The 25,176-nt window shown below is 45.3% G+C and carries 16 protein-coding genes; 13 read left to right on the forward strand and 3 right to left on the reverse strand.

What is annotated here, in order from left to right:
• Window positions 1-45 precede the first annotated feature (45 nt).
• The 6 genes from ACE04G_RS15145 (at window position 46) to ACE04G_RS15170 (ending at window position 10,295) form a co-directional block, all read left to right on the forward strand.
• On the forward strand, window positions 46-2,115 hold the full coding sequence (locus ACE04G_RS15145) for a bifunctional aldolase/short-chain dehydrogenase (RefSeq protein WP_449004474.1): 2,070 nt from the start codon (window positions 46-48) through the stop codon (window positions 2,113-2,115).
• 19 nt (window positions 2,116-2,134) lie between these two features.
• Window positions 2,135-3,406, forward strand: a complete 1,272-nt coding sequence (gene rhaA, locus ACE04G_RS15150) for an L-rhamnose isomerase (RefSeq protein ID WP_221819547.1) — start codon at window positions 2,135-2,137, stop codon at window positions 3,404-3,406.
• Between the two features lie 151 nt (window positions 3,407-3,557).
• A complete protein-coding gene (locus tag ACE04G_RS15155; protein ID WP_405132184.1) occupies window positions 3,558-5,237 on the forward strand; it encodes a ribonuclease J in 1,680 nt (559 codons plus the stop codon).
• Window positions 5,238-5,480: 243 nt separating this feature from the next.
• Window positions 5,481-6,464 carry a LacI family DNA-binding transcriptional regulator gene (locus tag ACE04G_RS15160; protein WP_405132185.1) on the forward strand — a complete coding sequence of 328 codons (984 nt, stop codon included), beginning with the start codon at window positions 5,481-5,483 and terminating at the stop codon, window positions 6,462-6,464.
• A gap of 346 nt (window positions 6,465-6,810) precedes the next feature.
• Window positions 6,811-8,286 carry a glycoside hydrolase family 32 protein gene (locus tag ACE04G_RS15165; protein WP_449004475.1) on the forward strand — a complete coding sequence of 492 codons (1,476 nt, stop codon included), beginning with the start codon at window positions 6,811-6,813 and terminating at the stop codon, window positions 8,284-8,286.
• A gap of 26 nt (window positions 8,287-8,312) precedes the next feature.
• Window positions 8,313-10,295 carry a sucrose-specific PTS transporter subunit IIBC gene (locus tag ACE04G_RS15170; protein WP_449004476.1) on the forward strand — a complete coding sequence of 661 codons (1,983 nt, stop codon included), beginning with the start codon at window positions 8,313-8,315 and terminating at the stop codon, window positions 10,293-10,295.
• Window positions 10,296-10,483: 188 nt separating this feature from the next.
• Here the strand turns inward: ACE04G_RS15170 and ACE04G_RS15175 are convergent, their stop codons facing one another.
• On the reverse strand, window positions 10,484-11,383 hold the full coding sequence (locus ACE04G_RS15175) for a manganese catalase family protein (RefSeq protein ID WP_101313990.1): 900 nt from the start codon (window positions 11,381-11,383) through the stop codon (window positions 10,484-10,486).
• Between the two features lie 125 nt (window positions 11,384-11,508).
• Window positions 11,509-13,236 carry a cellulase family glycosylhydrolase gene (locus ACE04G_RS15180; RefSeq protein WP_449004477.1) on the reverse strand — a complete coding sequence of 576 codons (1,728 nt, stop codon included), beginning with the start codon at window positions 13,234-13,236 and terminating at the stop codon, window positions 11,509-11,511.
• A gap of 322 nt (window positions 13,237-13,558) precedes the next feature.
• Here ACE04G_RS15180 and ACE04G_RS15185 point away from each other — a divergent pair, with 322 nt between their 5' ends.
• From ACE04G_RS15185 to ACE04G_RS15205, 5 genes are all read left to right on the forward strand, one after another.
• The gene (locus ACE04G_RS15185; RefSeq protein ID WP_339184696.1) at window positions 13,559-14,389 is read left to right on the forward strand and encodes an amidohydrolase family protein; all 831 of its coding nucleotides are present in this window, start codon (window positions 13,559-13,561) and stop codon (window positions 14,387-14,389) included.
• Window positions 14,390-14,817: 428 nt separating this feature from the next.
• Complete coding sequence (locus tag ACE04G_RS15190) at window positions 14,818-16,260, forward strand: 6-phospho-beta-glucosidase (protein WP_449004478.1); 1,443 nt, start codon at window positions 14,818-14,820, stop codon at window positions 16,258-16,260.
• Between the two features lie 424 nt (window positions 16,261-16,684).
• Window positions 16,685-17,515: a BglG family transcription antiterminator LicT gene (licT, locus tag ACE04G_RS15195; RefSeq protein WP_215075086.1), complete on the forward strand. Its 831-nt coding sequence runs from the start codon at window positions 16,685-16,687 to the stop codon at window positions 17,513-17,515.
• A gap of 211 nt (window positions 17,516-17,726) precedes the next feature.
• Window positions 17,727-19,616 (forward strand): beta-glucoside-specific PTS transporter subunit IIABC, encoded by a 1,890-nt coding sequence (locus ACE04G_RS15200; RefSeq protein WP_449004479.1) that lies wholly within the window; start codon window positions 17,727-17,729, stop codon window positions 19,614-19,616.
• A 496-nt stretch (window positions 19,617-20,112) separates the two neighbouring features.
• Window positions 20,113-21,582: an Msr family ABC-F type ribosomal protection protein gene (locus ACE04G_RS15205; RefSeq protein ID WP_449004480.1), complete on the forward strand. Its 1,470-nt coding sequence runs from the start codon at window positions 20,113-20,115 to the stop codon at window positions 21,580-21,582.
• 142 nt (window positions 21,583-21,724) lie between these two features.
• On the opposite strand, the gene ACE04G_RS15210 is transcribed toward ACE04G_RS15205, so the two are convergent.
• Window positions 21,725-22,315: a biotin transporter BioY gene (locus tag ACE04G_RS15210; protein WP_221819537.1), complete on the reverse strand. Its 591-nt coding sequence runs from the start codon at window positions 22,313-22,315 to the stop codon at window positions 21,725-21,727.
• A 112-nt stretch (window positions 22,316-22,427) separates the two neighbouring features.
• Between ACE04G_RS15210 and ACE04G_RS15215 the strand changes: the two genes are divergently transcribed.
• Together ACE04G_RS15215 and ACE04G_RS15220 are read left to right on the forward strand one after the other, a co-directional pair.
• Window positions 22,428-23,282 (forward strand): ATP-binding cassette domain-containing protein, encoded by an 855-nt coding sequence (locus ACE04G_RS15215; protein WP_449004481.1) that lies wholly within the window; start codon window positions 22,428-22,430, stop codon window positions 23,280-23,282.
• Window positions 23,267-25,030: an ATP-binding cassette domain-containing protein gene (locus ACE04G_RS15220; protein ID WP_449004482.1), complete on the forward strand. Its 1,764-nt coding sequence runs from the start codon at window positions 23,267-23,269 to the stop codon at window positions 25,028-25,030. Before ACE04G_RS15215 ends, ACE04G_RS15220 begins: the two co-directional genes overlap by 16 nt.
• Window positions 25,031-25,176 lie beyond the last annotated feature (146 nt).

The following is a 25,176-nucleotide window of genomic DNA, read 5'->3' on the forward strand; positions in this document are numbered from 1 at the left end:
TAAACTCGAATTAGGAATAAAACAAACATTATCGGAGGGAAACAAATGGTACAGAGTTTATGGGATGCATCGCAGGCTTCTGAGAAAACAACAGGACTTGAGCAGTTGGTTTACCGATCCAATCTGATTGGATCTGATCGCAGCGTATGTAACATCTACGGTGGTAATACGTCTACCAAAACGACAGTGAAGGATTTTCGTGGTCGTGATGTAGAAGTAATGTATGTGAAAGGTAGCGGCTCAGATCTGGGTTCCATGGAAGCAAAACATTTTACCGGACTTGGGCTCGAAGACATTCGACCATTAATTGAACGTGAATCCATGTCGGATGAAGAGATGGTTGAATATCTGGGACATTGCATGATTGATGCCAAGCACCCGCGCGCCTCCATCGAGACTCTTCTGCATGCGTTCCTTCCATATAAACATGTGGATCACACGCACCCGGATGCGATTATCAGCCTGTGTTGTGCGCATAACGGGAAGGAATTGGCCAGAGAGATATACGGTGATCGTTTTGTATGGGTGCCTTACGTACGCCCTGGGTTTACGTTATCTAAAATGATTGCTGAAAGCGTATTCTCGAATCCCAATGCCGAACTCGTACTGATGGAAAAACACGGACTTGTCACTTGGGGAGAAACATCCGAGGAATGTTACGCCCAAACGATCAAGATTATCAATGAAGCAGAAGATTTCATAGAAGCACGAGTGAACGAAGAAAGTTTGTTTGGTGGTGTGAAACACCCGGCACTTGCCGCTGATGTTCGTCGTCAGATCGTATCACGTGTAATGCCAACGATTCGTGGAGCGGTATCGGATAGCAAAAAAATGATTTTGTCCTTTGATGATCAAGAGGACGTACTTGCTTTTGTGGGCGGAGCAGATTCCCCGGAATTGTCTCAGGTGGGCGCAGCTTGCCCGGATCATCTGGTACATACTAAAGTGGTACCTCTGTTCATCGATTGGACACCCAATGCGGAAGATATCGAAGGCTTAAAAGCCAAGCTGGTTGAAGGTGTGGCTGCCTACAAAGAGCAATATCAGCAGTATTTTGAGAGCAACAAAAACGAAGGTGATGTCATGTTCGAAGCGGCACCACGCGTTATCCTCATTCCAGGTGTGGGCATGATCAACACAGGTAAGAGCTGGGCGCTTTCCCAAGTAAGCGGAGCGTTGTATCACAGAGCGATTGCCGTTATGCGTGGAGCTACTAGCTTGGGCCAATTCGTATCACTTAGTGCAAACGAGTCTTACAATGTGGAGTACTGGCCGCTGGAATTGTACAAATTGTCACTGGCTCCGGCGGAAACCGAATTCTCTCGTAAAGTGGCGTTTATCACAGGTGGAGCAGGCGGAATCGGAAGTGAAACAGCACGTAGATTGGTATCTGAAGGCGCACATGTGGTGCTTGCTGATCTCAACCTGGAAGGCGCACAGAAGGTAGCACAGGAAATTAATGATCAGTACGGTGCAAATCGTGCTTATGCGCTGAAAATGGACGTCACCGATGAGGAAGCCGTTCAATCCGCTTATGCTGATGTTGCGGTGCAATATGGCGGAGTGGATATCATCGTGAACAATGCCGGATTGGCCACATCCAGCCCATTTGACGAAACATCCCTGAAAGAATGGAACCTGAACATGAATGTACTGGGCACAGGGTATTTCCTCGTGGCTCGTGAAGCATTCAAGCTGATGAAACAGCAGGGTATAGGTGGAAGCATGGTATTTATCGGGTCCAAGAACTCGGTGTATGCGGGTAAAAGTGCCTCGGCTTACAGCTCAGCGAAAGCGCTGGAAGCACATCTGGCACGTTGTATTGCAGCAGAAGGTGGAGAGTATGGCATTCGTGTCAACACGATTCTTCCAGATGCCATTCTACAGGGTTCAGCGATCTGGAACGGTTCCTGGAGAAATGAACGAGCAGCGGCATACGGGATTGAACCGGATCAATTGGAAGAGTATTATCGCAAACGGACGACATTGCTCGTGAATATCTATCCAAGAGATATTGCGGAAGGAATTGCCTTCTTTGCTTCTTCGAAATCCGAAAAAACAACCGGTTGTATGATGACCATTGATGGCGGTGTACCGGCAGCATTTACACGTTAAAATAGGAGGGTTCTTGCGGATGGATAACCAAGTCAAGCAAGCGTATGAAGCAGCCAAGGCATTGTATGCCCAGCACGGAATTGATACGGACGAGGTACTGAACAAACTCGCGGAGATCAAAGTATCCGTACACTGCTGGCAAGGCGACGATGTCAAAGGTTTTCTGAATAAAGATGGGGAGTTAACAGGGGGTATTTCCGTTACAGGTCAATACCCTGGGGCTGCGACCACACCAGCAGAACTTCGTAACGATCTCGAGCAAGCTTTTGCTCTGATTCCCGGCAAACATAAGGTCAATCTGCACGCGATCTACACGGATACAGACGAGCAGGTTGAACTGGATCAGATTGAACCGAAGCATTATGAGAACTGGGTGAAATGGGCCAAAGAACAAGGACTCGGTCTGGACTTCAACCCAACATGTTTTTCCCATGAAAAATCAAGTGACGGGTTCACGCTCAGTCATCCAGATCCTGAAATTCGCAAGTTTTGGATTGATCACTGCAAGGCATCCCGCCAGATTGGTGCTTATTTCGGGGAACAGCTTGGTCAGACTTGTGTAACCAATGTATGGGTCCCGGATGGATTCAAGGATAATCCAGTTGACCGGTTGACACCACGCAAACGTCTCAAAGAATCGCTGGATCAAGTATTCGCCGAACCGCTTAATCCAGAGCACAATCTGGACGCGGTAGAGAGTAAGCTCTTTGGTCTGGGTTCAGAAGCATATGTGGTGGGCTCTCATGAATTCTATATGGGTTACGGTTTGCAAAATGATACGTTAATCTGCCTGGATGCGGGTCATTTCCATCCAACAGAGGTTATTTCCAATAAATTGTCGTCCTTGTCTTTGTTTACAAGTGGCATTCTGCTTCACGTAAGCCGACCGATGCGTTGGGATAGTGACCATGTGGTAATTATGGACGATGAGCTACTGGAAATTGCCCGTGAACTGGTTCGACATGATCTGCTTGCGACCACACATATTGGACTGGATTTCTTTGATGCAAGTATTAACCGTGTAGCTGCATGGGTTGTGGGTACTCGCAACACGATCAAAGCCCTTCTCCGAGCGATGCTCGAACCGGTGGATGCCTTGAAACAAGCCGAACTGGAAGGGGATTACACGTTGCGCCTTGCCTTAACAGAAGAGTTCAAATCCTATCCGTTTGGCGCGATCTGGGACTACTATTGTGCTCAGCAAGGCGTTCCAGTTCGTGAAAAGTGGATTACCGATATCAAAACCTATGAACAAGATGTACTACTACAGCGTGATAAATCATTGGTGTAACTGTATTTAAGTTTCGTATAAACCACTATGGAATGAAAATTCCGTGGTGGTTTTTTTGGCATAATCACATTGAAATGCATAAGTGAGGCGATTGCTTCCATACTAAGAATATAACCTGTATCGTATACGATTGCCACGCAGAGGAGGAATAATGGAGTTGAATCTATCCCACAACAAACTGTATATCGCTGCACTTGGCGGCGTGAATGAAATAGGGAAGAATATGTATTTCATCCAGTACAATCAGGACATCATCGTGATTGACTGTGGTTCGAAGTTTCCCGATGAGACATTGCCTGGTATTGATCTAATCATTCCGGATGTAGCGTATCTGCTGGAGAATCTGGATAAAGTAAGGGGTCTTGTGGTTACCCATGGACATGAAGATCACATTGGTGGCATTCCCTATTTGTTAAAACAAATGAACATTCCGGTGTATGCATCCAGGCTCACTCGTGGGCTGATCGAGCTTAAACTGAAAGAGCATGGGCTGCTGCGCAAGGCGGACCTGCATACGATCGATGCTCATTCCAGCATTACGCTGGGAGGAATCGAGGTTTCCTTTTTTGCAACCAGTCATAGTATACCGGATTGTCTTGGTATCTTTTTTCAGACTCCAGCAGGCAATGTTGTGCATACCGGAGATTTCAAATTTGATATGTCGCCTGTACATGGACCTTTCCCAGATCTGCACCGCATGGCCGAGATTGGCAAACAGGGTGTCCATATTTTGCTTTCCGAGAGTACCAATGCAGAAAGACCCGGATTTACACCTTCCGAGCGTGTTGTGGGAGACCACATTCTGGATGCCTTTATCCGTGCAAAACAAAAAGTATTCATCTCCACCTTTGCGTCGAATGTCAGCAGGGTACAGCAGATTGTGAATGCAGCATTCGAGACGGGTCGCAAACTGGCACTGTTGGGCAGAAGTATGGTGAATGTGGTATCGGTAGCCAGTGAATTGGGGTATTTGCAAGTTCCTGACGGATTGATAATTGAAGCTATCGATTCGGATCAGTTTCCACCAGAACAAGTTGTTGTATTATGCACTGGTAGCCAGGGAGAAGCGATGGCAGCCTTGTCACGTTTGGCATCCGGTAAACATCCTCACGTAAGAATTGACGCCGGGGACACGGTCATTATTGCTGCCGGTGCCATTCCGGGTAATGAACGGAATCTTGCACATGTAATTGATAACCTGTATGTTCTTGGAGCACGTGTGATATATGGTTCAAGTGGTGCAGCTGGGATGCATGTATCGGGACACGGCAGTCAGGAAGAACTCAAATTGATGCTTACCCTGATGAAACCGGATTATCTGATTCCGATCCACGGTGAGTTTCGCATGTTGTATCAACACAGACTGCTTGCTGAATCCGTAGGTATAGAGCGTGATCATGTGTTTATCGTGAATAATGGGGATATGGTCCAGTACAAAGATGGCATTGCTTCGCTGGGTCCCAAAATTGCATCAGGAAATAGTCTCGTAGACGGTCTGATCATGGGTGATGTCGGCAATATTGTACTTCGCGACCGCAGGCAACTGTCCTCCGATGGCATGCTGGTGATTGTGACTACACTGAGCAAAACGGAAAAACAGATGGTCACATCACCCGAAATTATCTCCAGAGGGTTTGTATTTGTTAAGGATTCGGAAGAATTCATGCATGAGATCCATGAGCTTGTTCTAAACCGGATGGATGAGTTGACCGGGGCTGGGGTGAATCAGTGGAATGTGATCAAAAGAAAGCTGAAAGACGAGATCGGTCACTATATTTACGCTCAAACAAAGAGAAGACCTATGATCTTGCCAATTATTATTGAGGTCTGAGTCAGCAGGGATAGGGATTAGCCTTGCCTTAATGGTCTGTGCAAACGTGTATATGGAAGCTTAACAGCCTGATGAATGTGGATCATACTTCGGTATGAAGTCACATTGCCATCGGGCTTTTGCTATTACATCGGAAATGTACAATAGATGTACGATAAATGGAGTTGAATCAAATTCGCCATGGGTTTGCGATTCGAAGTATAATAAAAGGTAAACCAGCTAATAGAAATAAGAGGAGTCTTTATGAATAAAACCATTTCTGATATCGCTCAGATGGCAGGTGTGGCAAAAAGCACGGTCTCTCGCTTCCTGAACGGCGGATCGGTTAGTGAAGATACACGCCAGAAGATTGAGCGCATTATCAAACAATACAATTATGTTCCCAACACATTTGCACAGAGTCTAAAGGCAAAGAAGACCAGTATTATTGGTACGGTTGTGCCACGTCTTGATTCTTTTGCAACATCCCAGACATTGATCGGAATTGATGAAGAACTGCGGAGTAATCAGTATCAGATGCTTATCGCAAATACGAGCCAGGACATGCAGCGCGAGATTGATGCCATCTATGATTTTGCACGACAGAAGGTATCGGGCATTATTCTGCTGGCTGCTGAAGTGACTGAAGCACATCTGAAAGCAGTGGAGGACATACGTATCCCCGTGTTGTTGGTGGGGCAGCAGCATGAGCAACTACATAGTCTGGTTCACAATGATGACCAGGCAGGTTATGAGATGGGTAAATATGTCGTCGAACAGGGTCATCGCAAGATCGTGTATATGGGGGTTAGCGAGAAGGATCGGGCGGTAGGGATCTATCGTAAACAAGGGTTCCAGCGTGCAATTGCCGAATGTGGAGAATGTGAAGTTAAGTATTATGAGACCAGCTTTAAGATGTCGGAAGCCATCGTTACCGCTGAAGCCATTTTGAAAGAAATCACACCAACGATCATTGTCGGGGCTACGGATAATATTGCACTGGGTGTGATGAAGATTGCGTTCTCCAATAAAATCCGCATACCGCAAGATTTGTCTGTTACCGGATTTGGCGGATACGACATTACGGAGATGATTCATCCCACGCTGACGACTGTGAAATATCATTATTTGCAGGCGGGCAAAGTAGCGGCGAATCACATTATTCGTCTGGTCAAAGGCGAGTCGGTGGAGGAACGAACAACACTGAACGTAGAACTAATTCCTCGAGAAAGCGTTGACAAATTATAAAAATATCCTTTATGATAATTCCATCGAACCGGTTCCACTATGAATATCCAATGCGGATATGCGAACACGGGCAGGCACTAATGCCATATGGAATTATTTTTTTGCTTTGAGTGGAACCGGTTCCTATATTTTGATTTTCGTATAAGTTATATAAGAAAAAAACATTTACGAAGAGGGCAGAAAAAATTCGAAGAAACGTAGTGTTCGCCTTTATCACCGGATCTCACCTTTTAGAAAAGGGATCAGGAAATCTGGGGATAACAGCGATCGGAGGATTGTTCTGCCATCGTAGTCCAAGTGTGAAATTTCTTGGTCTAACTTATATAAGCAAGAATGGAGAACAGCTATGAAAATGACTAGAGAGCAACGCTACAGACGAATTGAGCAAGGAGAGCCTGGAGAGGTTGCGAAGCTTGAAGCACAGATCTCCGTATGTCCTTGGCGACAGAGTTATCACATTCAGCCGATAACAGGTCTGCTTAATGATCCTAACGGCTTTGCATATTATCAAGGCTATTATCATCTGTTTTATCAGTGGTTTCCACTTGGAACAGAACACGGCATGAAATACTGGTACCATACCCGCTCGAAGAATCTGGTGAACTGGGACAATGTCGGGATTGGAATCGAACCGGGTGGCAGGTATGACTCACACGGAGCTTATTCCGGCAGTGCGATTGAAAAAGACGGCAAGTTGCACTTGCTATACACGGGCAATACGAGGGATGAGGCTTGGGTCAGACACCCGTATCAATGCTTGGCAGTTATGGATGAAAGCGGTTCAGTATCCAAACTGAATGATCCAGTGATCTCATCTGTGCCAGACGGATACACGGAACACTTCAGAGATCCCAAAGTGTGGCAACAAGGAGACACGTATTATTGTGTAATTGGTGCGCAGAGAACAGACGAGACGGGATGTACAGTGCTGTATCGCTCCATTGATCTGAACAACTGGGAGTTTCTTGGTGAAATTCGTACGCAATTAACCTCCTTTGGTTACATGTGGGAGTGCCCGGATTATATGGAGATGGACGGGAAAGGTGTGCTTGTCTTTTCCCCACAAGGCATAGACGCTGCGGGAGATCATTATCAGAATATTTTTCAATCCGGTTATCTGATCGGTGAGCCGCTCAATCTCCAGACAAGAGAGTTCAATCATGGTGAATTTCAGGAGTTGGATCGTGGATTCGACTTCTATGCTCCGCAGACGATGCTGGCTCCGGACGGAAGACGTATTCTGGTTGGATGGATGGGACTTCCCGATCTGGAATATCCGACAGACGATAGTGGCTGGGCTCATTGCCTGACCATTCCTCGGCAATTGTCACTCCGAGACGGCAAGCTAATCCAGCTACCTGTTACAGAGATGGTGCAATTGCGTCTGCAAGAGGAAGGGACTCATATTCGCGCAACGATTGACAATGAAAGCCGATCTTTCACTGGTTTTAATGGGATTGCCTATGAGCTGAAATGTGAGATAAGCCCTGTAGATGCAGAGATTGTAGGCATCGAACTCCGGGCAAATGGAACTGAAAAAACGGTTCTTCTGTATGATCGGATTCAGCAGAAAGTTGTCTTGGATCGGACGATGTCTGGTACCGAGCTGGCAGAGCAGAATGGCGTTGTACGACAGTGCACACTTACTGCGGACGTGATTAAGTTCCATCTGTTCGTAGATGCATCTTCAGTCGAGGTCTTTGTAAACGATGGTGAGGAGGTCTTTACCAGCCGCATTTTCCCAAGCCGGGACAGCGTGGACATTCGTTTTTTTGCACACGGAGGCAAAGCTGATTTTGAAGCAGCAAAATGGAATTATTAAGTATTACGTGAGAGGAATGAGATTACATGTCGGAGAATCAACGCATTGCCCAGGAAGTCATTCATGCCATCGGGGGCAAAGAGAATATCGCATCATTTGCACATTGTGCAACACGTCTTCGCATCATGGTGAAAGATAAAGAAAAGATTGATCAGAAAACGGTCGAGAACATCGAGAAGGTGAAAGGGGCTTTTTTCAACTCGGGTCAATATCAGATTATCTTTGGTACGGGAACAGTGAATCGAATCTTTGAAGAGGTTGAGAAGCTGGGCATTGAAGGAACGTCCAAGGATGATGTGAAGAGTCAGGGGAAAAAGGAAGGAAACGCTTTTCAGCGGGCTATTCGCACATTTGGTGACGTATTCGTACCCATCATTCCCGTTCTGGTAGCTACAGGACTGTTCATGGGATTGCGCGGATTACTTACCCAAAATGAAATTCTGGCGTTGTTCGGTGCAACACCTGATGATATTTCGGCCAATTTCCTGTTGTTCACTCAAATCCTGACGGATACGGCTTTTGCATTCCTGCCTGCGCTTGTAGCGTGGTCTGCGTTCCGTGTATTCGGCGGAAGTCCGGTACTAGGTATTGTACTGGGGCTTATGCTGGTCAATCCCGCATTACCCAATGCTTACGCGGTGGCAGATGGATCAGCACAGCCGCTGCATATGTTCGGTTTTATACCTGTCGTGGGTTATCAAGGATCGGTTCTGCCTGCGTTCTTTGTAGGTTTGATTGGAGCCAAGTTTGAAAAGGTATTAAGAAGACGGGTACCTGAGGCACTGGACTTAATTCTGACTCCTTTTATTACGTTGACAGTCATGATTACGCTTGGACTTTTCGCTATTGGTCCCGTATTCCATTCCCTGGAAGAGTGGGTGCTGCATGGAACAACTGCTGTATTGGATCTTCCGTTTGGCATCGCAGGTATTATCATTGGATTCTTCCATCAGATTATTGTCGTTACCGGTGTGCATCACATCTTTAATTTCCTGGAGATTCAGCTACTGGAGAAAACGGGATTCAATCCGTTCAACGCCATCATTACCTGTGCCATGGCAGCACAAGGAGCGGCTTGTCTCGCAGTCGGTCTGAAGACCAAAAATATGAAACTCAAAGCCCTCGCGTTGCCTTCGTCTTTGTCCGCATTTCTAGGCATTACCGAGCCAGCCATCTTTGGAGTTAACTTGCGTTATATGAAACCATTTATTATGGGGCTGGTTGGTGGTGGTGTGGGTGGTTTCATCGCTTCCCTGTTCCATCTGCAAGGTACAGGCATGGCTGTAACGGTTATTCCCGGTACACTGCTCTATCTGAACAGCCAACTGCCGTTGTATATCTTGTCCAACGTAGTTGCCATGGCGATTGCATTTGCACTTACCTGGTTCTTTGGATATAAGGATCAACCAGTTGCAGAAGAAGCGGTGAGCAATGACAACAGTGGAGTAACATCAACTGAAGTTAGAGCAGAGGACTCTAATCCGCGTCTTAATTCAGTTACCGATGCCGTTACAAGCAATCGTCCTAAGGTAGATTTTCTCGAAATCGCTTCGCCAATGAACGGTACCGTCGTTGCTCTGGAGCAGGTTCCTGACCCGGCGTTCTCGGAAAAACACATGGGTGAGGGCATTGCCATTGAGCCATCAGAAGGAAAAGTGTACGCACCGTTTGATGGTGTCATTGCACATGTCATGAACAAGAGTAAACATGCGGTGATTCTGGAGCATGAGACGGGTGTACAGATGCTGGTTCATATCGGAATTAATACGGTTGGACTAAAAGGAAACGGTTTTACCGCGCATGTGAATAGCGGAGATCGTGTAACTGCAGGACAATTGTTGATTGAATTTGACATGGATGTCATTCAGGCTGCGGGTCTGCCGGTGATTACACCTGTGTTGATCCCAAGTGGAAACGAAACGATAGCAACTGTTACAGCAACCTCAACCGGTCGTGTGCAAGCCAATGGGGAAGTGGTACTTGTAGTGAATTTTACTGAGCCACAATAGAGGAGTATAAAGTGGGAAGCGGGGAGAGATTTATCTCACCCGTTTCCCTTTTTTGTGTACAATCGTATGAAATTAAAGAAACAGATCATCGGTGATCTAAGTAATCCAAGTGAGTTAGCACGCAAGAGAGCACCATTTTACGATTATCCAATCTACGCCCGATGAATTAACAAACTTTAATCGTAATCCTATAGGCCAGCGTGCCGTTTCAGTCGCTCTGCAATCTGCATTAGATCTTCTGCAGATATCCCTGGCGCAAATTCTTCCGGCAGATCAGGTAGCTCAGGCACTGGCCCTCCATACCCCGGCAAGCCTGCAAAAGCCTCCAGTTTACCGCCATCGGTTGGGTGTGTCCCTTTCCAGATCTGGGCAATGCCCTGATAATCCTTGTCGCTGAACGTGTACAACCTGCGGTGCTCACCCTTCGCTTCCCACTTACGTGTCGTTTCAAAAGCTTTGTTATCCAGTCGTGGAATAGGGAACATCTTCGTTACATCCACACCTGTTGCAATTTCCAGTGCCTTGGCATACGCAAGAACATGCACACCTCCGCGTACAAGCAGGTATCCTGTCATTTCTCGGGCTGTTTTGTTGTCTGTCATTTCGTAGACCCTCATTTTGTGAGTTCTTGCTCCGCATTCAAGAAAGAAGTTATGCAACAGATCAAAGATCAGATTGCCACTGCTCACGACATATGAACCATTCCAGGGTCTTCCCATGGAGTCATACGGGAGCGCTGTCTGAGCCGATTCGATAAAATGTGAAGTCATCCGTGCGTCTTTGCCTACACGTAGCGGGGTAGAGTCCGGGGCGCCTGGTGAAGTGGAACCTTCAAGCATGAGGTTAATCGTATTGGCGACAAGTTCGACATGGCCGAATTCTTCCGCGGTAATACTTGCAACAATGTCATAAAAAGGACGCAGCTTGGATCTGCCTCTGAAATTAAATGACTGAAACATATAGTTATTTAATGTTGACATTTCCCCGAACTTTCCACCAAGCAACTCCTGAACTGCACTAGCTCCATTAGGGTCCGGATTATTGGATATGGGTAGTTCGATGGCAAGACGGTCTACACGTTTAAACATGACATTTCCCCCTCAATCCTAGTTAGTGTAAAGGTATGAAGGGCCACTTGTACGTTATTCGCTCAATTGTGAAACAAAACGTTCTGCCAGAGCTTAAAGCTCTGAACAGAACGTTAGATGAGTTCTTATTTGGAAGTTACGCCAACAACGCTGGTTCCATTTTTCGTGATTTTGTACGTCAGCACATCTCCGTTCCAGAAATGGAACTTAAGCGTGACTTCGCCATCATTGGTTTCATTGAAGAAGTTAGGTTTCAGTTCAATCACATTACGTTCGTAATCTGGGCTAAATGTGTAGGAGAATTCTTTGAACGAAGTCCAGTTCTGTGGACCGGCGTTTTCTCCGTTTGCATATGTTGCTTCCATCGTTGCCAGCTGGTTCCCGTTAAACGTAGTCGGAATGGCAAATGCACTGGTTGTACCTGTTGCATCGTTCAACTTAGGTGTGTCATATTTAATAATATTGAAGTTCCAGTCAGCACCTTGGTTGAATCCAGCTGTGAGTGTAGCATTTACGCCTAAATCACCAGAGGCTGTCAATTTGGTTAACAGATTGGATTTTAACGTAAGTACATCTTTTTTGATCGTATAGTCTTTACCTCTTACAAGAGGGGTGGTGCCATTTTTCAACGAATTGAATTTGTTCCCATTCAGATTGAGCCTTACCTTTTTATCTTGAATGGCTTCATTTTGTTTAAGATATACGAGGTCCGTTTCGGCTGTGGATGAGCGACCTGTCCAGCTGGCTTTCATGGTATCAAATAATTCCTGATCAGACCAAGTAAAGCTTGTGCGACCGAAGTGTTGTCCGTTATCCCACAACATCGTGGTCATCTGTTTTTGACGCAGATATTGTCCAACAAATTCGAAGAATTTCAGTTTTTCGCCTTGCTCAATGACACCTGTGTGTTGGTCAAAACCAAGCAAGCCATACTCACCGACGATAACCGGAATGCCTTTCGCTGTGAAAGCATTGTATACCCGATCGAATGTGTCGGTAACGTCCTTTTGTACTTCCTCGTTATACTTGGTGTAACCTGCGATGTTCACACTGAATGGCCAGAACCCGTAGTAGTGAACGGTTGCAATAATATTGCTGTCATTCAATTTTTGAATGGTCTTATTCAGTTCATCCAGATCAGGCTGAGCGGAAGAGGTATGCATCGTTGGAAGCACAAGTGGACGTGTCTCGTTGTTTCCACCCGAAGTTCTTACGATCTTGTGAAAAGAAGTATTCAACTCGTCCAGCATGAGATATCCAATTGCTGCATCTGTTGTGCCGCCTTCGGAGAAACGTGGTTCGTTAACACTTTCGAACATGAGTTTATCGGATGCATCTTTGAATTTGTCCGCAATCTGAGTCCAAGCAGCGTTGTAACGTGCAAGCACGTTGTCATGGTCTTTCTCCATGTAACTGATCCAGCGCCAGGAATCATGGTGAAGATTGATCATGACGTAGAGATCCGCATCAAGGGCCCAGTCTACTACTTCTTGAACCCGATTCATGTAAGCGGAATCAATTGTGTAGTTGGGTGCGTCACCGATGTGGGCTTCCCAGGTCACAGGAATACGGATACTGTTGTAGCCCTCATCAGCGATCGACTGAATTAGTTCCTTCGTAATGCGCGGGTTGCCCCAGGCTGTCTCATCTTCACCAACGGCGTCCAGAGAGTTCCCCAGATTCCAGCCAGGCTCCATGGCGTTCACGTAGGTCTGCATTTTGCTTGGCGCGGCTGAGGTATTGGCCTGTTCGCTGTTGTCAGTTGCAGCTGAAGCCATAGCAGAGGAGAAGAGAGATAGAATCATGGCGGTCACGAGCGTAAGAGATAAGACTGATTTGCGGTTTTTTTTCATTAATATAGTCTCCTTTGAATAGAGAATGGTTGAACATGAATAGCGGTTAAGCAGGGTGGAAATAGAGCTCAACGCAAACAAAAGTTCACTTGTGTAATACTGGAATCACCACCGATTTATGTACTGAAAGCGTTTTCGTAATTTACTATATCATGATTTAATATTGGACAATACCTGCACAATTGGAATAAAAATCATGTAAAAATCAGTGATTTTGCCATATTAATAGATTGTGTAGTAAGCGTTTATTTCATTGGAAATGAAAATTATAAGGTTGCTTTTGAATGATAATTAGATTTAAATACCCTGGGAGGGATCTAATATGAAACTGGATGCACATCAACATTTCTGGGAATACAATGTCGCCGAGTACGGATGGATTGGCGAAGAGATGAAAGCTATTCGTAAATCTTTTCTTCCGGAAGATCTTGAACCTTTATTGCTCCAATCAGGACTGGATGGATGTATTGCGGTACAAGCCAGACAATCACTGACAGAAACCGAGTGGCTTCTGCAGCTGGCAGATCGGCATGAATGTATCAAAGGTGTTGTCGGATGGGTGGACCTTTGTTCGGATGAAGTTCGGAATCAGCTTGAACTGTTCGCGTCCAATCCATATCTGAAGGGCGTACGTCATGTTATACAGGATGAACCTGATCTGGATTATGTATTGAGAGAAGACTTTCAGCGCGGAATTTCATTGCTAAAAGAGTATGATTTGGCCTATGATCTGTTGGTATCCAAGGAGCAACTGCCTTATGCGGTGGAACTGGTTAAGACGTTTCCTGAACAGCGATTTGTACTTGATCATCTAGCCAAACCCGACATAAAATCAGGTATAATCTCACCCTGGAAAGAAGCGCTTGAGTCATTGGCCGCACAACCTAATGCGTACTGTAAACTTTCAGGGATGGTGACGGAAGCAGACTGGGCAAATTGGACTCCAAAGGATTTTACAGCCTATCTGAATATCGCCATAGAAGCCTTTGGTGCGGAAAGGTTAATGTTCGGGTCCGACTGGCCCGTGAGCAACGTTTCAGCTACGTATTCTGAAGTATACGGTCTCATTGTAAGTCACATTAATGCCCTACCTATATCAGATCAACAGATGATTCTTGGCGGCACATGTGCTGCGTTCTATCAAATATCGTAGTGGGCAATCCGAAGCTAAACCGGTTTCAAGAAGTTGACAACTGTTCTGATTCTTGCTAAAGTTTTATCCAATCCGCATAATCAAGATCTGGGAATGTTACCGATATGGGCATAACCTGAGCTGGCTTGTTTACACAATTTCGTGTATCCAGGCTGGTTCGGGTTTTTTCTATTTAAGTTGAACAACCGATTTTACACGAGACGACTGCGCGGCCAGAACAATCTTCCAATCGCTGTTATCCCCAGATTTTTTGATCCCCTTTTTAAAGGGGAAATCCGGTGATAAAGGCGAACGCTCCGCTTCTCCAGATTTTTTCTGTCCTCTCCGTTTATGTGTAATTGTGTAGTTCAACTTAAATATTTTGTCTTTTTAATGTTTCTTACGATTGGAGCGGATAGCTGAATTACATATTTGGAAGGAGAATGATGATGACGAATTTTAAGTTTCCTAAAGACTTTCTGTGGGGTGGAGCCATTGCTGCCAATCAGGCGGAGGGCGCGTATCTGGAAGATGGCAAAGGGCTGAGTATCGTTGACTTGCTTCCAACAGGAGAGAACCGCAGAAGCATTATGAAAGGCAATGTTCCGGCTTTTACGCCGCTTGCTACCGAGTTCTATCCTTCACATGAAGCGATCGACTTTTATCACCGTTACCCTGAAGACATTGCTCTATTTGCAGAAATGGGGTTCAAAGCACTGCGTGTCTCGATTGCTTGGGCACGGATTTTTCCGACAGGAGAAGACGCACAGCCAAATGAAGCGGGATTACAATTTTACGATAACCTGTTTGATGAATTGTTGAAAAACGGCATTGAACCTGTGGTTACATTGGCTCACTTCGATGTGCCTGTGCATCTGATTGAAAAGTGTGGCAGCTGGAGAAGTCGTGAACTGGTAACTCTTTTCGAGACTTACGCTACAACGGTATTCACTCGCTACAAAGACAAGGTGAAATACTGGATGACATTTAATGAGATCAACATGTTGCTTCATCTTCCATTCCTTGGGGCGGGGCTGGCGTTTAATGAAGGGGATAACATCAAGGAAATTCAATATCAGGCTGCTCACCACCAACTGGTTGCAAGTGCATTGGCAGTCAAGGCATGTCATGAGATTATTCCGGGTGCCATGATTGGGTGTATGCTCGCCGCAGGAAGCTTCTATCCGTATACTTGTAATCCGGAAGATGTGTTCCAGGGCATGGAAAAAGATAGAGAGTCCTATTTCTTCATCGATGTGCAGTCACGTGGGGAATATCCGGGTTACGCCAAACGTTTTTTCAAAGATCACGAGTTGAACATCGTTATGCAGCCGGGTGATGCCGAAATCTTGAAAAATCATACCGTAGATTATATCGGGTTCAGCTATTATTCAAGTCGTACAACCAGCACCGATCCGGAAGTTATCAAAAATATGACCAGTGGTAATGTATTTGGTTCGGTAGCCAATCCATATCTGGCGAAGTCCGAATGGGGTTGGACGATTGATCCCAAAGGGATCCGTATTACCGCTAATCAACTGCATGACCGTTATCAGAAGCCGCTGTTTGTTGTTGAAAATGGATTTGGTGCCAATGATGTGGTTACACCGGAAGGTGAAGTGGATGATGCATACCGGATTGACTACTTGAAACGACATGTAGCTGAAATGGGTGAGGCTATTCAGGATGGAGTTAACATCATTGGTTACACCAGCTGGGGACCTATTGATATTGTAAGTGCATCCTCAGGTGAGATGAGAAAACGTTATGGCTACATTTACGTGGACCGTAATAATGAAGGTCAAGGTGAGCTGACACGGCTGAAGAAGAAGAGTTTTGAGTGGTACAAAAATGTGATCGAATCCAATGGAACAAACTTGGGTGACGCGTAGTTTATATTTTTCTGAATTAAAATGGTCTTGTACGGAAATAAAACATCGGAAGTTTCATCTATATAAATTGAACTAAACATTTACACAAAACGGAAAGGACAGAAAAAAGCTGGGGATAACAGCGATCGGAAGGTTGTTCTGTCATCGGAGTAGCTAGTGTAAATATTATCTAGTTCAATTTATATAACCATGGGACTTCCGATTGTTCCTGCATTGAAAGCGTTGACATATAGTCAGGTTCGCGCTATACTTGACGCAATTATATCGTTTCTGGGATTGTTACTACACGACGTAGGCAAAACCTAAGCACCAAAAAAAGCAGACCACCATGTCTTGTTTATTTTGTGATGCTTCAGGTTTTTTTTGTATGCCCAAAAGACGATGTATAACTGCCAAGAGAGTGGAACGTGACGGGGGGATTGAAGTGAAAATAGCAAAGGTTATCAACAATAACGTCATTAGCATCTATCAAGCGGATGGAGCAGAGCTTGTGGTGATGGGACGTGGGATTGCCTTTAAGAAAAAGCCGGGGGATAAAGTAGACGAGACCCGCATCCAGAAAGTATTTGCATTGAAAAACAAACAAACATCCGATAATTTCAAAATGCTGCTGCGTGAAGTTCCGATGGAACTGATTGAAATTGTGGAAGAGATCATCACGTATGCGCGTGAGAATCTGGGCCGAAAGCTGAATGAGAACATCTATGTATCCCTTACGGATCATATTAACTTCGCGATTGAACGCTACCGGGAAGGGGTGGAGATCAAGAACGCATTAATGTGGGAGATCAAACAGTTGTACAAGCCCGAATTCGAACTGGGCCTGAGGACGCTGGAACAGATCAACACCCGCATGAATATTGAGCTTCCACCCGATGAAGCCGCTTTTATTGCCCTTCATATTGTCAACGCAGAGATGAACGAAGAAGTTATTACAACGATGAATATTACGAAGTTTATCCAGCAGATTATTAATATAGCGAAATATCATTTCAAAATGGAATTTGATGAGGACTCTCTCAGTTATTTTCGCTTTATCACACATCTGAAGTTCTTCTCCCAGCGTGTGCTCAGTGGTACGCATTACGACAACAACTATGATCATTTCTATGACATGATTAAGGAGAAACATCCGGATGCCGCAGCGTGTACGGAGAAAATTGAGTTGTTTGTCAAAAAAGAGTACAACCATGAGCTGACCAATGAAGAAAAATTGTATCTGACCGTTCATATCGAACGAGTGGTTAATCGATAATATTTAAATGTTGACAAAAATGGTTTAATTATAATAATATGTGATTAACAGGAATTAAATACGATTTAACTGGGATTGTTACTGGTTATGCAGGCAAAACCTAAGTCATGAGAAGGTCAGGACCATTGTGCCCCCTTGCTCAAGGCTTAGGTTTTTTGCGTGCAAAAAAATCGGTAAAGGGCCTGTTTGAGAAAAAGTGGGGGTGCAGATTATGAGTCAAGAGAAACTGGCCAAAGAGATTGTAGAACTGGTTGGCGGTGAGAAAAATGTGGAATCGCTGGTTCATTGTGCAACACGGTTACGTTTTGTATTGAAGGACGATGCCAAGGCAGACAAAGCCAAACTGGAGAAAACAGAAGGCATCATCGCAGTCAAAGAAAACGGAGGACAATTCCAGGTGGTTGTTGGTAACAAGGTGCCTGAAGTCTATAGTGCCATTGGACAGATCAGTAACATTCTGGACGATTCGTCAGATAAAGAAAAACCTCGCAAAGCAGCCAAAGGGCTCGGGGGTATTATCGATATCATATCCAGCATCTTTGCACCACTTCTGGGTGTTATGGCGGGAGCCGGTATTCTAAAAGGGTTATTGTTGATTGCGAGCAATATTGGATGGCTGGAAACGACAGAAACAACATATACGATCCTGTATGCAGCAGCAGATAGTCTCTTCTATTTCCTGCCTCTGTTGTTAGCGGTTACAACAGCACGTAAATTCCAGGGAAATATGTTTGTCGCGATGACGATTGCAGGAGCGCTCATCTATCCGTCCATCGTCACGTTGAAATCAGAGGGAACATCAACGGATTTCTTCGGTATCCCTGTCATCTTGATGAACTATTCATCTACAGTTATTCCTATCATTTTGGCTGTCATTGTGATGAGCAAGTTGGAGAAATTCTTTAATAAAACACTTCACGATAGTGTGAAAAACTTTGTTACGCCATTATTTTTGCTAGTGATTATGGTACCACTGACCCTGTTGGTATTCGGGCCATTTGGTGTCTACGTTGGTAATGCAATTGCAGCCGGACTCGTTGCCGCATTTGGATTCAGTCCATTGCTCGCTGGAGCCGTTATGGGTGCAAGCTGGCAGCTGCTCGTTATCTTCGGAATACACTGGGGTCTTATTCCGGTATTTATCAACAACGTTGCCGTGTATGGACAGGATGGCGTTAAACCCGCTGCGACAGCTTCTATCTTTGCTCAAACGGGTGCTGCTTTTGGGGTTATGCTGAAAACCAAGAACAAAAAACTGAAAACGCTGGCTGGATCATCCACGTTGACGGCTTTGTTCGGTATTACGGAACCGGCCATCTATGGGGTAACATTACCACTGAAACGTCCATTCATTGCAGGAGTTATCGGTGGTGCAGTTGGTGGAGCTATCATTGGTCAAGCGGGCACATTGGCATTTGCATCTGGCGCACCGGGACTACTGACCTTGCCAATCTTCTACGGACCAGGTGGGCAAGGTTTCCCAGGATTGATTCTGGGTATCGTAGTATCCTTTGTTGTTTCGGCTGTACTGACGTACATCATGGGCTTCAAAGATCCGGTCGAAGAAGAAACAAAAACCGAACCTACGACATCCGCTCAGCAATCTGTTCGTGCAACGAATGCTTCAGACGAAAATGTATTTAGCCCAATCGAAGGAACGATTGTGGAATTGTCGGAAGTTCCAGATCCAGCTTTTGCATCGGGAGCAATGGGTAAAGGGATCGCGATTGAGCCAACTGTGGGCAGAGTTGTAGCGCCTTTTGATGGTACAGTTACCGTTGCATTCAAGAAAAAACATGCCTTGGCTGTAGTATCAGACACCGGTGCTGAAATATTGGTTCACGTGGGAGTTGATACCGTTAAATTGGACGGACAGCATTTTGTTTCCCATATCAAGGAAGGGGACAGGGTCCAAGCGGGAGATCTGTTGCTTGAGTTCGATATTGCACAGATTAAGGCTGCTGGTTATCACACGGTAACGCCGATTATCGTAACGAATTCTGCGAACTACGAGGAAGTAATTCCACAGGCTACAGGACAGGTTAGTAGCCAAGAGCTTCTATTAAAATTAAGTAGCGGTAATGGTCAGGAACAAAAGTAGATTGATGCTGATGTACTAATCTGATGGTACAGTGTTTTCATGGTTCCGTTGACAGGGTGGAATTGGAAAATTATAATTGGAGTTGTACATCTATACATGTTAATGAAAGGTGGATTATTGAACATGACACATGCGATGAGACTGCGCTTCCTTCCTTTGAATCGGTAATTGAATACGTTCAAAGGCTCTGACTATTGGTTCAGAGTAAACGGGATCAATCTGTCATTTTCAATCATCCTGACCTTAAAATAAGTGTTATACTCGCTTTCCCGTTTACGTTGAATCACAGGCCGTGGCCTGTGATTCTTTGTTTTTTTTCTTCTGATTATCTTAATCAAGTAAATAATTAGGTAAAGGCGCTCAATACAGACTACTGGAGGTAACCGCTATGATGACGTTACTGTTCTATTGATACGAGCTGGCACGATAAGCTCGTATCGATAGAAGCGTGCTTCGCTATCGATACGAAATAAATCTTATTTCGGAGGTAGCGAATATGGAAAAGATATGTTTTGAATTAGAACAGGTTGAGATGACCTATATGGATAAAGTAATACTGAACATTGAGCGACTGGCTGTGCATCAACTGGATCGCATTGGTGTAGTAGGTGGAAATGGTCAGGGTAAAAGTACGTTATTGAAACTCATTGCGGGACAGATTCAGCCAACCGCTGGAAAGGTAAAACGTCATGCTGAGTTTGGTTATTTGGAACAAGTGGAACCACCCCAGTCTAACGAAAGTATTGAAGTTGATGGGGCTTTACTGAGTAAATTAGCCATACCTCAACACGACCAAGCATGGAGTGGCGGAGAACAGACCCGTTTGAAACTGGCTCAAATGTTCACCCATTATCATGAAGTACTGTTACTGGATGAACCAACAACACATCTGGATCAAGAGGGCATTACATTTTTGCTGGATGAATTGCGTTATTACTATGGGGCGCTTGTGCTGATCAGTCATGATCGTGCGGTTCTGGATGAACTGGTGACCACGATCTGGGAAATCCATCAAGGTGAGGTTCACGTATATTCTGGCAACTATAGTGATTATCAGGCACAGAAAAGGCTGGAGCGTGAACAACAAAACCAGGCCCATGAGCAGTTTTCCAAGGAGAAAAGGCGATTGGAGCTGGCCGCTCGGGAAAAGATGAAGAAAGCCGAGAAAATAACGCAGGCCGGAAGCATGTCCAAAAAAGAATCCAAGGCAAAAACAAACCGTATGGTTGAAACAAAATCCAAAGGCACCAGTCAAAAAGCGGTGCACCGCGCAGCTAAAGCGATTGAACAGCGAATGCAACAACTTCACGAGGTAAAAGCGGTGCAAGAGGATCGTCCTATGATCTTCCGTCAGCCAAAGACACTGGAGCTGCACAACCGATATCCAATTATGGCAGATCGCCTTACACTTGAAGTGGAAGGTAACGTATTGCTGGAGGATGTAAGTTTTCAGGTTCCATTAAAACAAAAAATAGCGATAACCGGAGCCAATGGCAGCGGGAAAAGTACATTGCTTAACCATGTTTTCCATGCTGGAGATCACATCACAATGTCTCCAAAAGCGAAGCTCGGTTATTTTCAGCAAATGAGCTATCGATTCACAACAAAAGAGACCGTATTACAATTTCTGAAAAATCGTTCAGATTATGAGGAATCAGAGCTCAGAAGTGCGTTGCATGCGATGCAGTTTACAGGTAATGATTTGCTCAAGAATGTGGGGACATTAAGTGGAGGAGAGGCGATTCGTCTTCAATTATGTCACTTGTTTCTTGGACAATATAACATTCTATTGTTGGATGAGCCGACGAATTTCCTTGATATGCATGCACTGGAAGCGTTGGAGCGTTTTATCAAGGCCTACGAAGGGACAATTCTGTATGTATCTCATGATCAGAGGTTTATTGAAAATACAGCCGATCAACAATTTCAGATTACAGAGCGTCAATTAATTCAGGTGAATATATAAGCTGAACTAAAGAAGATTTACACGGATCACTCTGATGACAGAACAACCTTAGAGGAAGAGAAGTAACGAAAACCGCCAAAGTGATTTTGGCGGTTTCGTCGTTTTCAAAGATAGGCAGATCAGTTACCTTATATAGCTTCTATTAAGAATCCGCTTTTATAACCGTGGAATGCAGGTTACCTGTGAGGCGTTGAGGTGGGAAAACCATGCGCACTGGCGCAATGATGATGGCAGCAAATACAGCCTTGATCAGATCCCCAATTATGTAAGGATAAAACCCTTGAATCATGGCCTCAGGTATGTCCATTTTGTAAGCATAGGCAAGCCAAGGGACCCCCGAGACATACACGAGCAGTGAACCAAATAGTTCAAATACAACAAAAGCGAGTATGAATCCTGTTACACCTTTGATGTTGATTCGTGCAAGCAACAATCCAATCAATAATGCGGAGAACGGCCACATCATCACATATCCTCCGGTAGGTCCAAGAAGTACTGCAAGTCCTCCGGTCCCGTGCAGCAAGGGGAATCCAAGAGCGGTGAGCAGAACAACCATCGTGACACTTAGAAAACCGTAGAGTGGACCAAGTAATCCTCCGGCCAGCATGACAGCCAAAGTTTGTAATGTTATTGGTACTGGGGAGAAGCCAATGGGAATGCTTATGTAACCAAAAAGTACTAAAATTGCGGCCATAAGTGCGCTGAATACAATGCCTCGCAAAGATAATTTCATGTTTGAACAATCCTCTCCATTTTGGTAATATGATTGTTAACCAATTAAATAAATGTGGTTAACGATTAGGATCGTACCACATAACAATAGAAAGGGAAAGGACTAATTTACGATGCAAGGCAACCTGCCTATAATTACATTAGAAGATGTTCGAGTGCATTATGCTTCCGAAGGTAGTCAGGTGAGGAAAGCACTGGATGGGGTCTCACTTACGCTGCACCAAGGAGAATGGATTAGTATTGTAGGGGCGAATGGCAGTGGAAAAAGCACACTTGCTGGACTACTGATCGGATTCATTCCGCTATCGGGAGGAGTACGGAATATCTCGGATGAACTTACTGTTCGGGGTGTACTGCAGCAACCGGATGCTCAGGTACTTGGCGATACGATTGAAGAGGAGTTTCATTTTGCGCTGTCACCATTAATGGAATCTGTAGAAGAGCAATTGGAGCGCAGGCAGGATGCATTACATACCGTAGGACTTCAATATCCCCCGGAGAAGGCCATTTCACAATTATCCGGTGGACAGAAGCAACTGCTTAATATTGCTGTAGCGCTCGCGGCCAAACCGGATATATTGATTCTGGATGAGCCAACAGCCATGCTTGATCCGGGAGCAAGAGACCGTATCGAGGCCATCGTTCAGAAGATTACCCAGCGTGGGACAACGGTGATCTGGATTACGCATCATCTGGAGGAAGCAACCCTGTGTGATCGAATCATTGCTATGGAGAAGGGACGTTGTGTGTACGATGGGGAGCCAGAGTCCTTTTTCTATGAAACAGAATTGAATGAGAAGGCTACCCGGAAAAACGAGCAGCTATCCCCCTGTGAACGGATAGGATTGGACCCTCCTTTCACTGTAAAAACTGCGTTATTGCTCAAGCAAAAAGGTATGATGCCAGAAGCCATGCCACTGCGACCCGAGCAATTGGCTAAGGAGGTCGCACGTTGGAGATTGAGCTAACCGATATACGTATAGAAGCATCGGAATCAGGCAAACGTGCACTGCTTGAAGATGTGAGTGTACAGTTGAACAGCGGGGAAATCACCTTGCTGCTGGGCTGTACGGGTTCAGGAAAAACGACTTTACTACAGACGTTGGCTGGTCTGAGACCGCCCGATGCAGGAAGTATCACATTGGATGGCACACCTTTCTGGAAAGAAGGAAAAGTGCCGCAGTCGATTTTATTGCAAATGGGACTATTGTTTCAATTTCCGGAACAACAACTGTTTGCCCGAAGTATTCAGCGTGAATTCTCATATTCTCTGCGTCCCTATCGACTTTCAGAGAAACAGCAACAAGAGCAGATCACAAAAGCACTGAACCAATGGGACCCGCCAGTATCTTCGGAGTTGGACCGACGTTTTCATCTGGACAGGTCGCCATTTGCTCTAAGTGGGGGAGAGAAGCGCAGGCTTGGACTTGCTCTCGGAAGTGTGACCAATCCACACTGGCTTCTGCTGGATGAGCCGAGCGCAGGGTTGGAAGCGCAAAGTGTCGGGCTTCTGCTGGATGTATTGGAGCAACATCGTCTGGCAGGTGGTGGTGGCGTGGTAGCAACCCATGATCTGGATACATTCTTGCCTTGTGCGGATCGAGTATTGTTGTTGCAGGAAGGCCATCTAATCGCAGATCTTACGCCGAGAGAACTTCACAAAAGGCCTGAACTGCTGGAGCAGACAGGGATCGGACTGCCACCATCGATGAGACTGACACAGCAGTTTAGAGCAGCGGGTCTTGAGCTGCCATTGACCGCAATGACGCCAGAAGAGATGGCTGAATGCATTGTTCAGTCTACGTTAGTTGAGGTGGGGATTCAGAACGGATCGAAAGAAGCATCAGGGACGGTAACGATGGAAGTCAAGAGCGATGTAATGAAGTATGAAAAAAAAGCACTGAAGCTGTCGTCCGTTGAAACTGAAGATGATCCAAAGCTTCTTCCGAACACCTTGACTCATTCAGGCGGATTATATGGCGTCATGGACCCGCGTCTGAAATGGATTTTGTATATTTTGTTGGTCACCGCAGCGATGCTTCAACAGCGATGGCTGGGATTGACGTTAACACTGGTGCCGGTAGTAGCAGCACTTGCCGTGCTCCCGCGTCAGACTTTGGCTGGATGTATGAAGTTAATGAAGCCATTATTATTCTTTTTCATCATATCAACGGCGTTATCTGGGACAACTCTTTCAACAGAAGGAGGAGGTTTGCACTTTGGCTTTTCTCTGATGCAGGCGGAGGGAACTTTGCTGAATGTGTATCGTTTGTTTATCGTCACATTGGCAAGCCTTTGGTTTTCGTTGACGACACCTTATGGTCGAATGGTAGAAGGGCTTAACTGGGTACTCGGTATCGGTAAAAAGATCAGGTTGCCCGTAGCTTCGTTTGCTCTTGCTGTATCGTTAATCTTTCGGTTTATCCCGATGATCTGGAGTGAGTGGCAGCGATTCTCATTGATCGTACGGGCACGTGGAAAGGCAGCTTTAAGACCAAATACCGTTCGAATTCGTGACCTGGGTCCGATGGTGATTCCCTTGTTAATGGCACTGTTCCAACGTGCGGAGGATATGACTATTGCGATGGAAATGCGTAAAGTTAGAGAGCACTCAACGCTCGGAGGACGTTCATCGTTATTGGTATGGTCCAAACGTGATACCTGGATTAGCACGGCTGGCCTCATTGTTTTTGTACTATTAATATGGATTCGCTAATTATGATGGCGATGATTAACGTGATTAATCCGGTAATGGATCAAAACCTAAACGCAGTGTTTTCCAAAGGTCATGCATAAATGCGTTTGTCCTCGCTCACAATAAGTGGACGTTGATCATATGAAGTGGATCAGGAGGGATAAACG

This window comes from Paenibacillus sp. AGC31, from assembly GCF_057334655.1.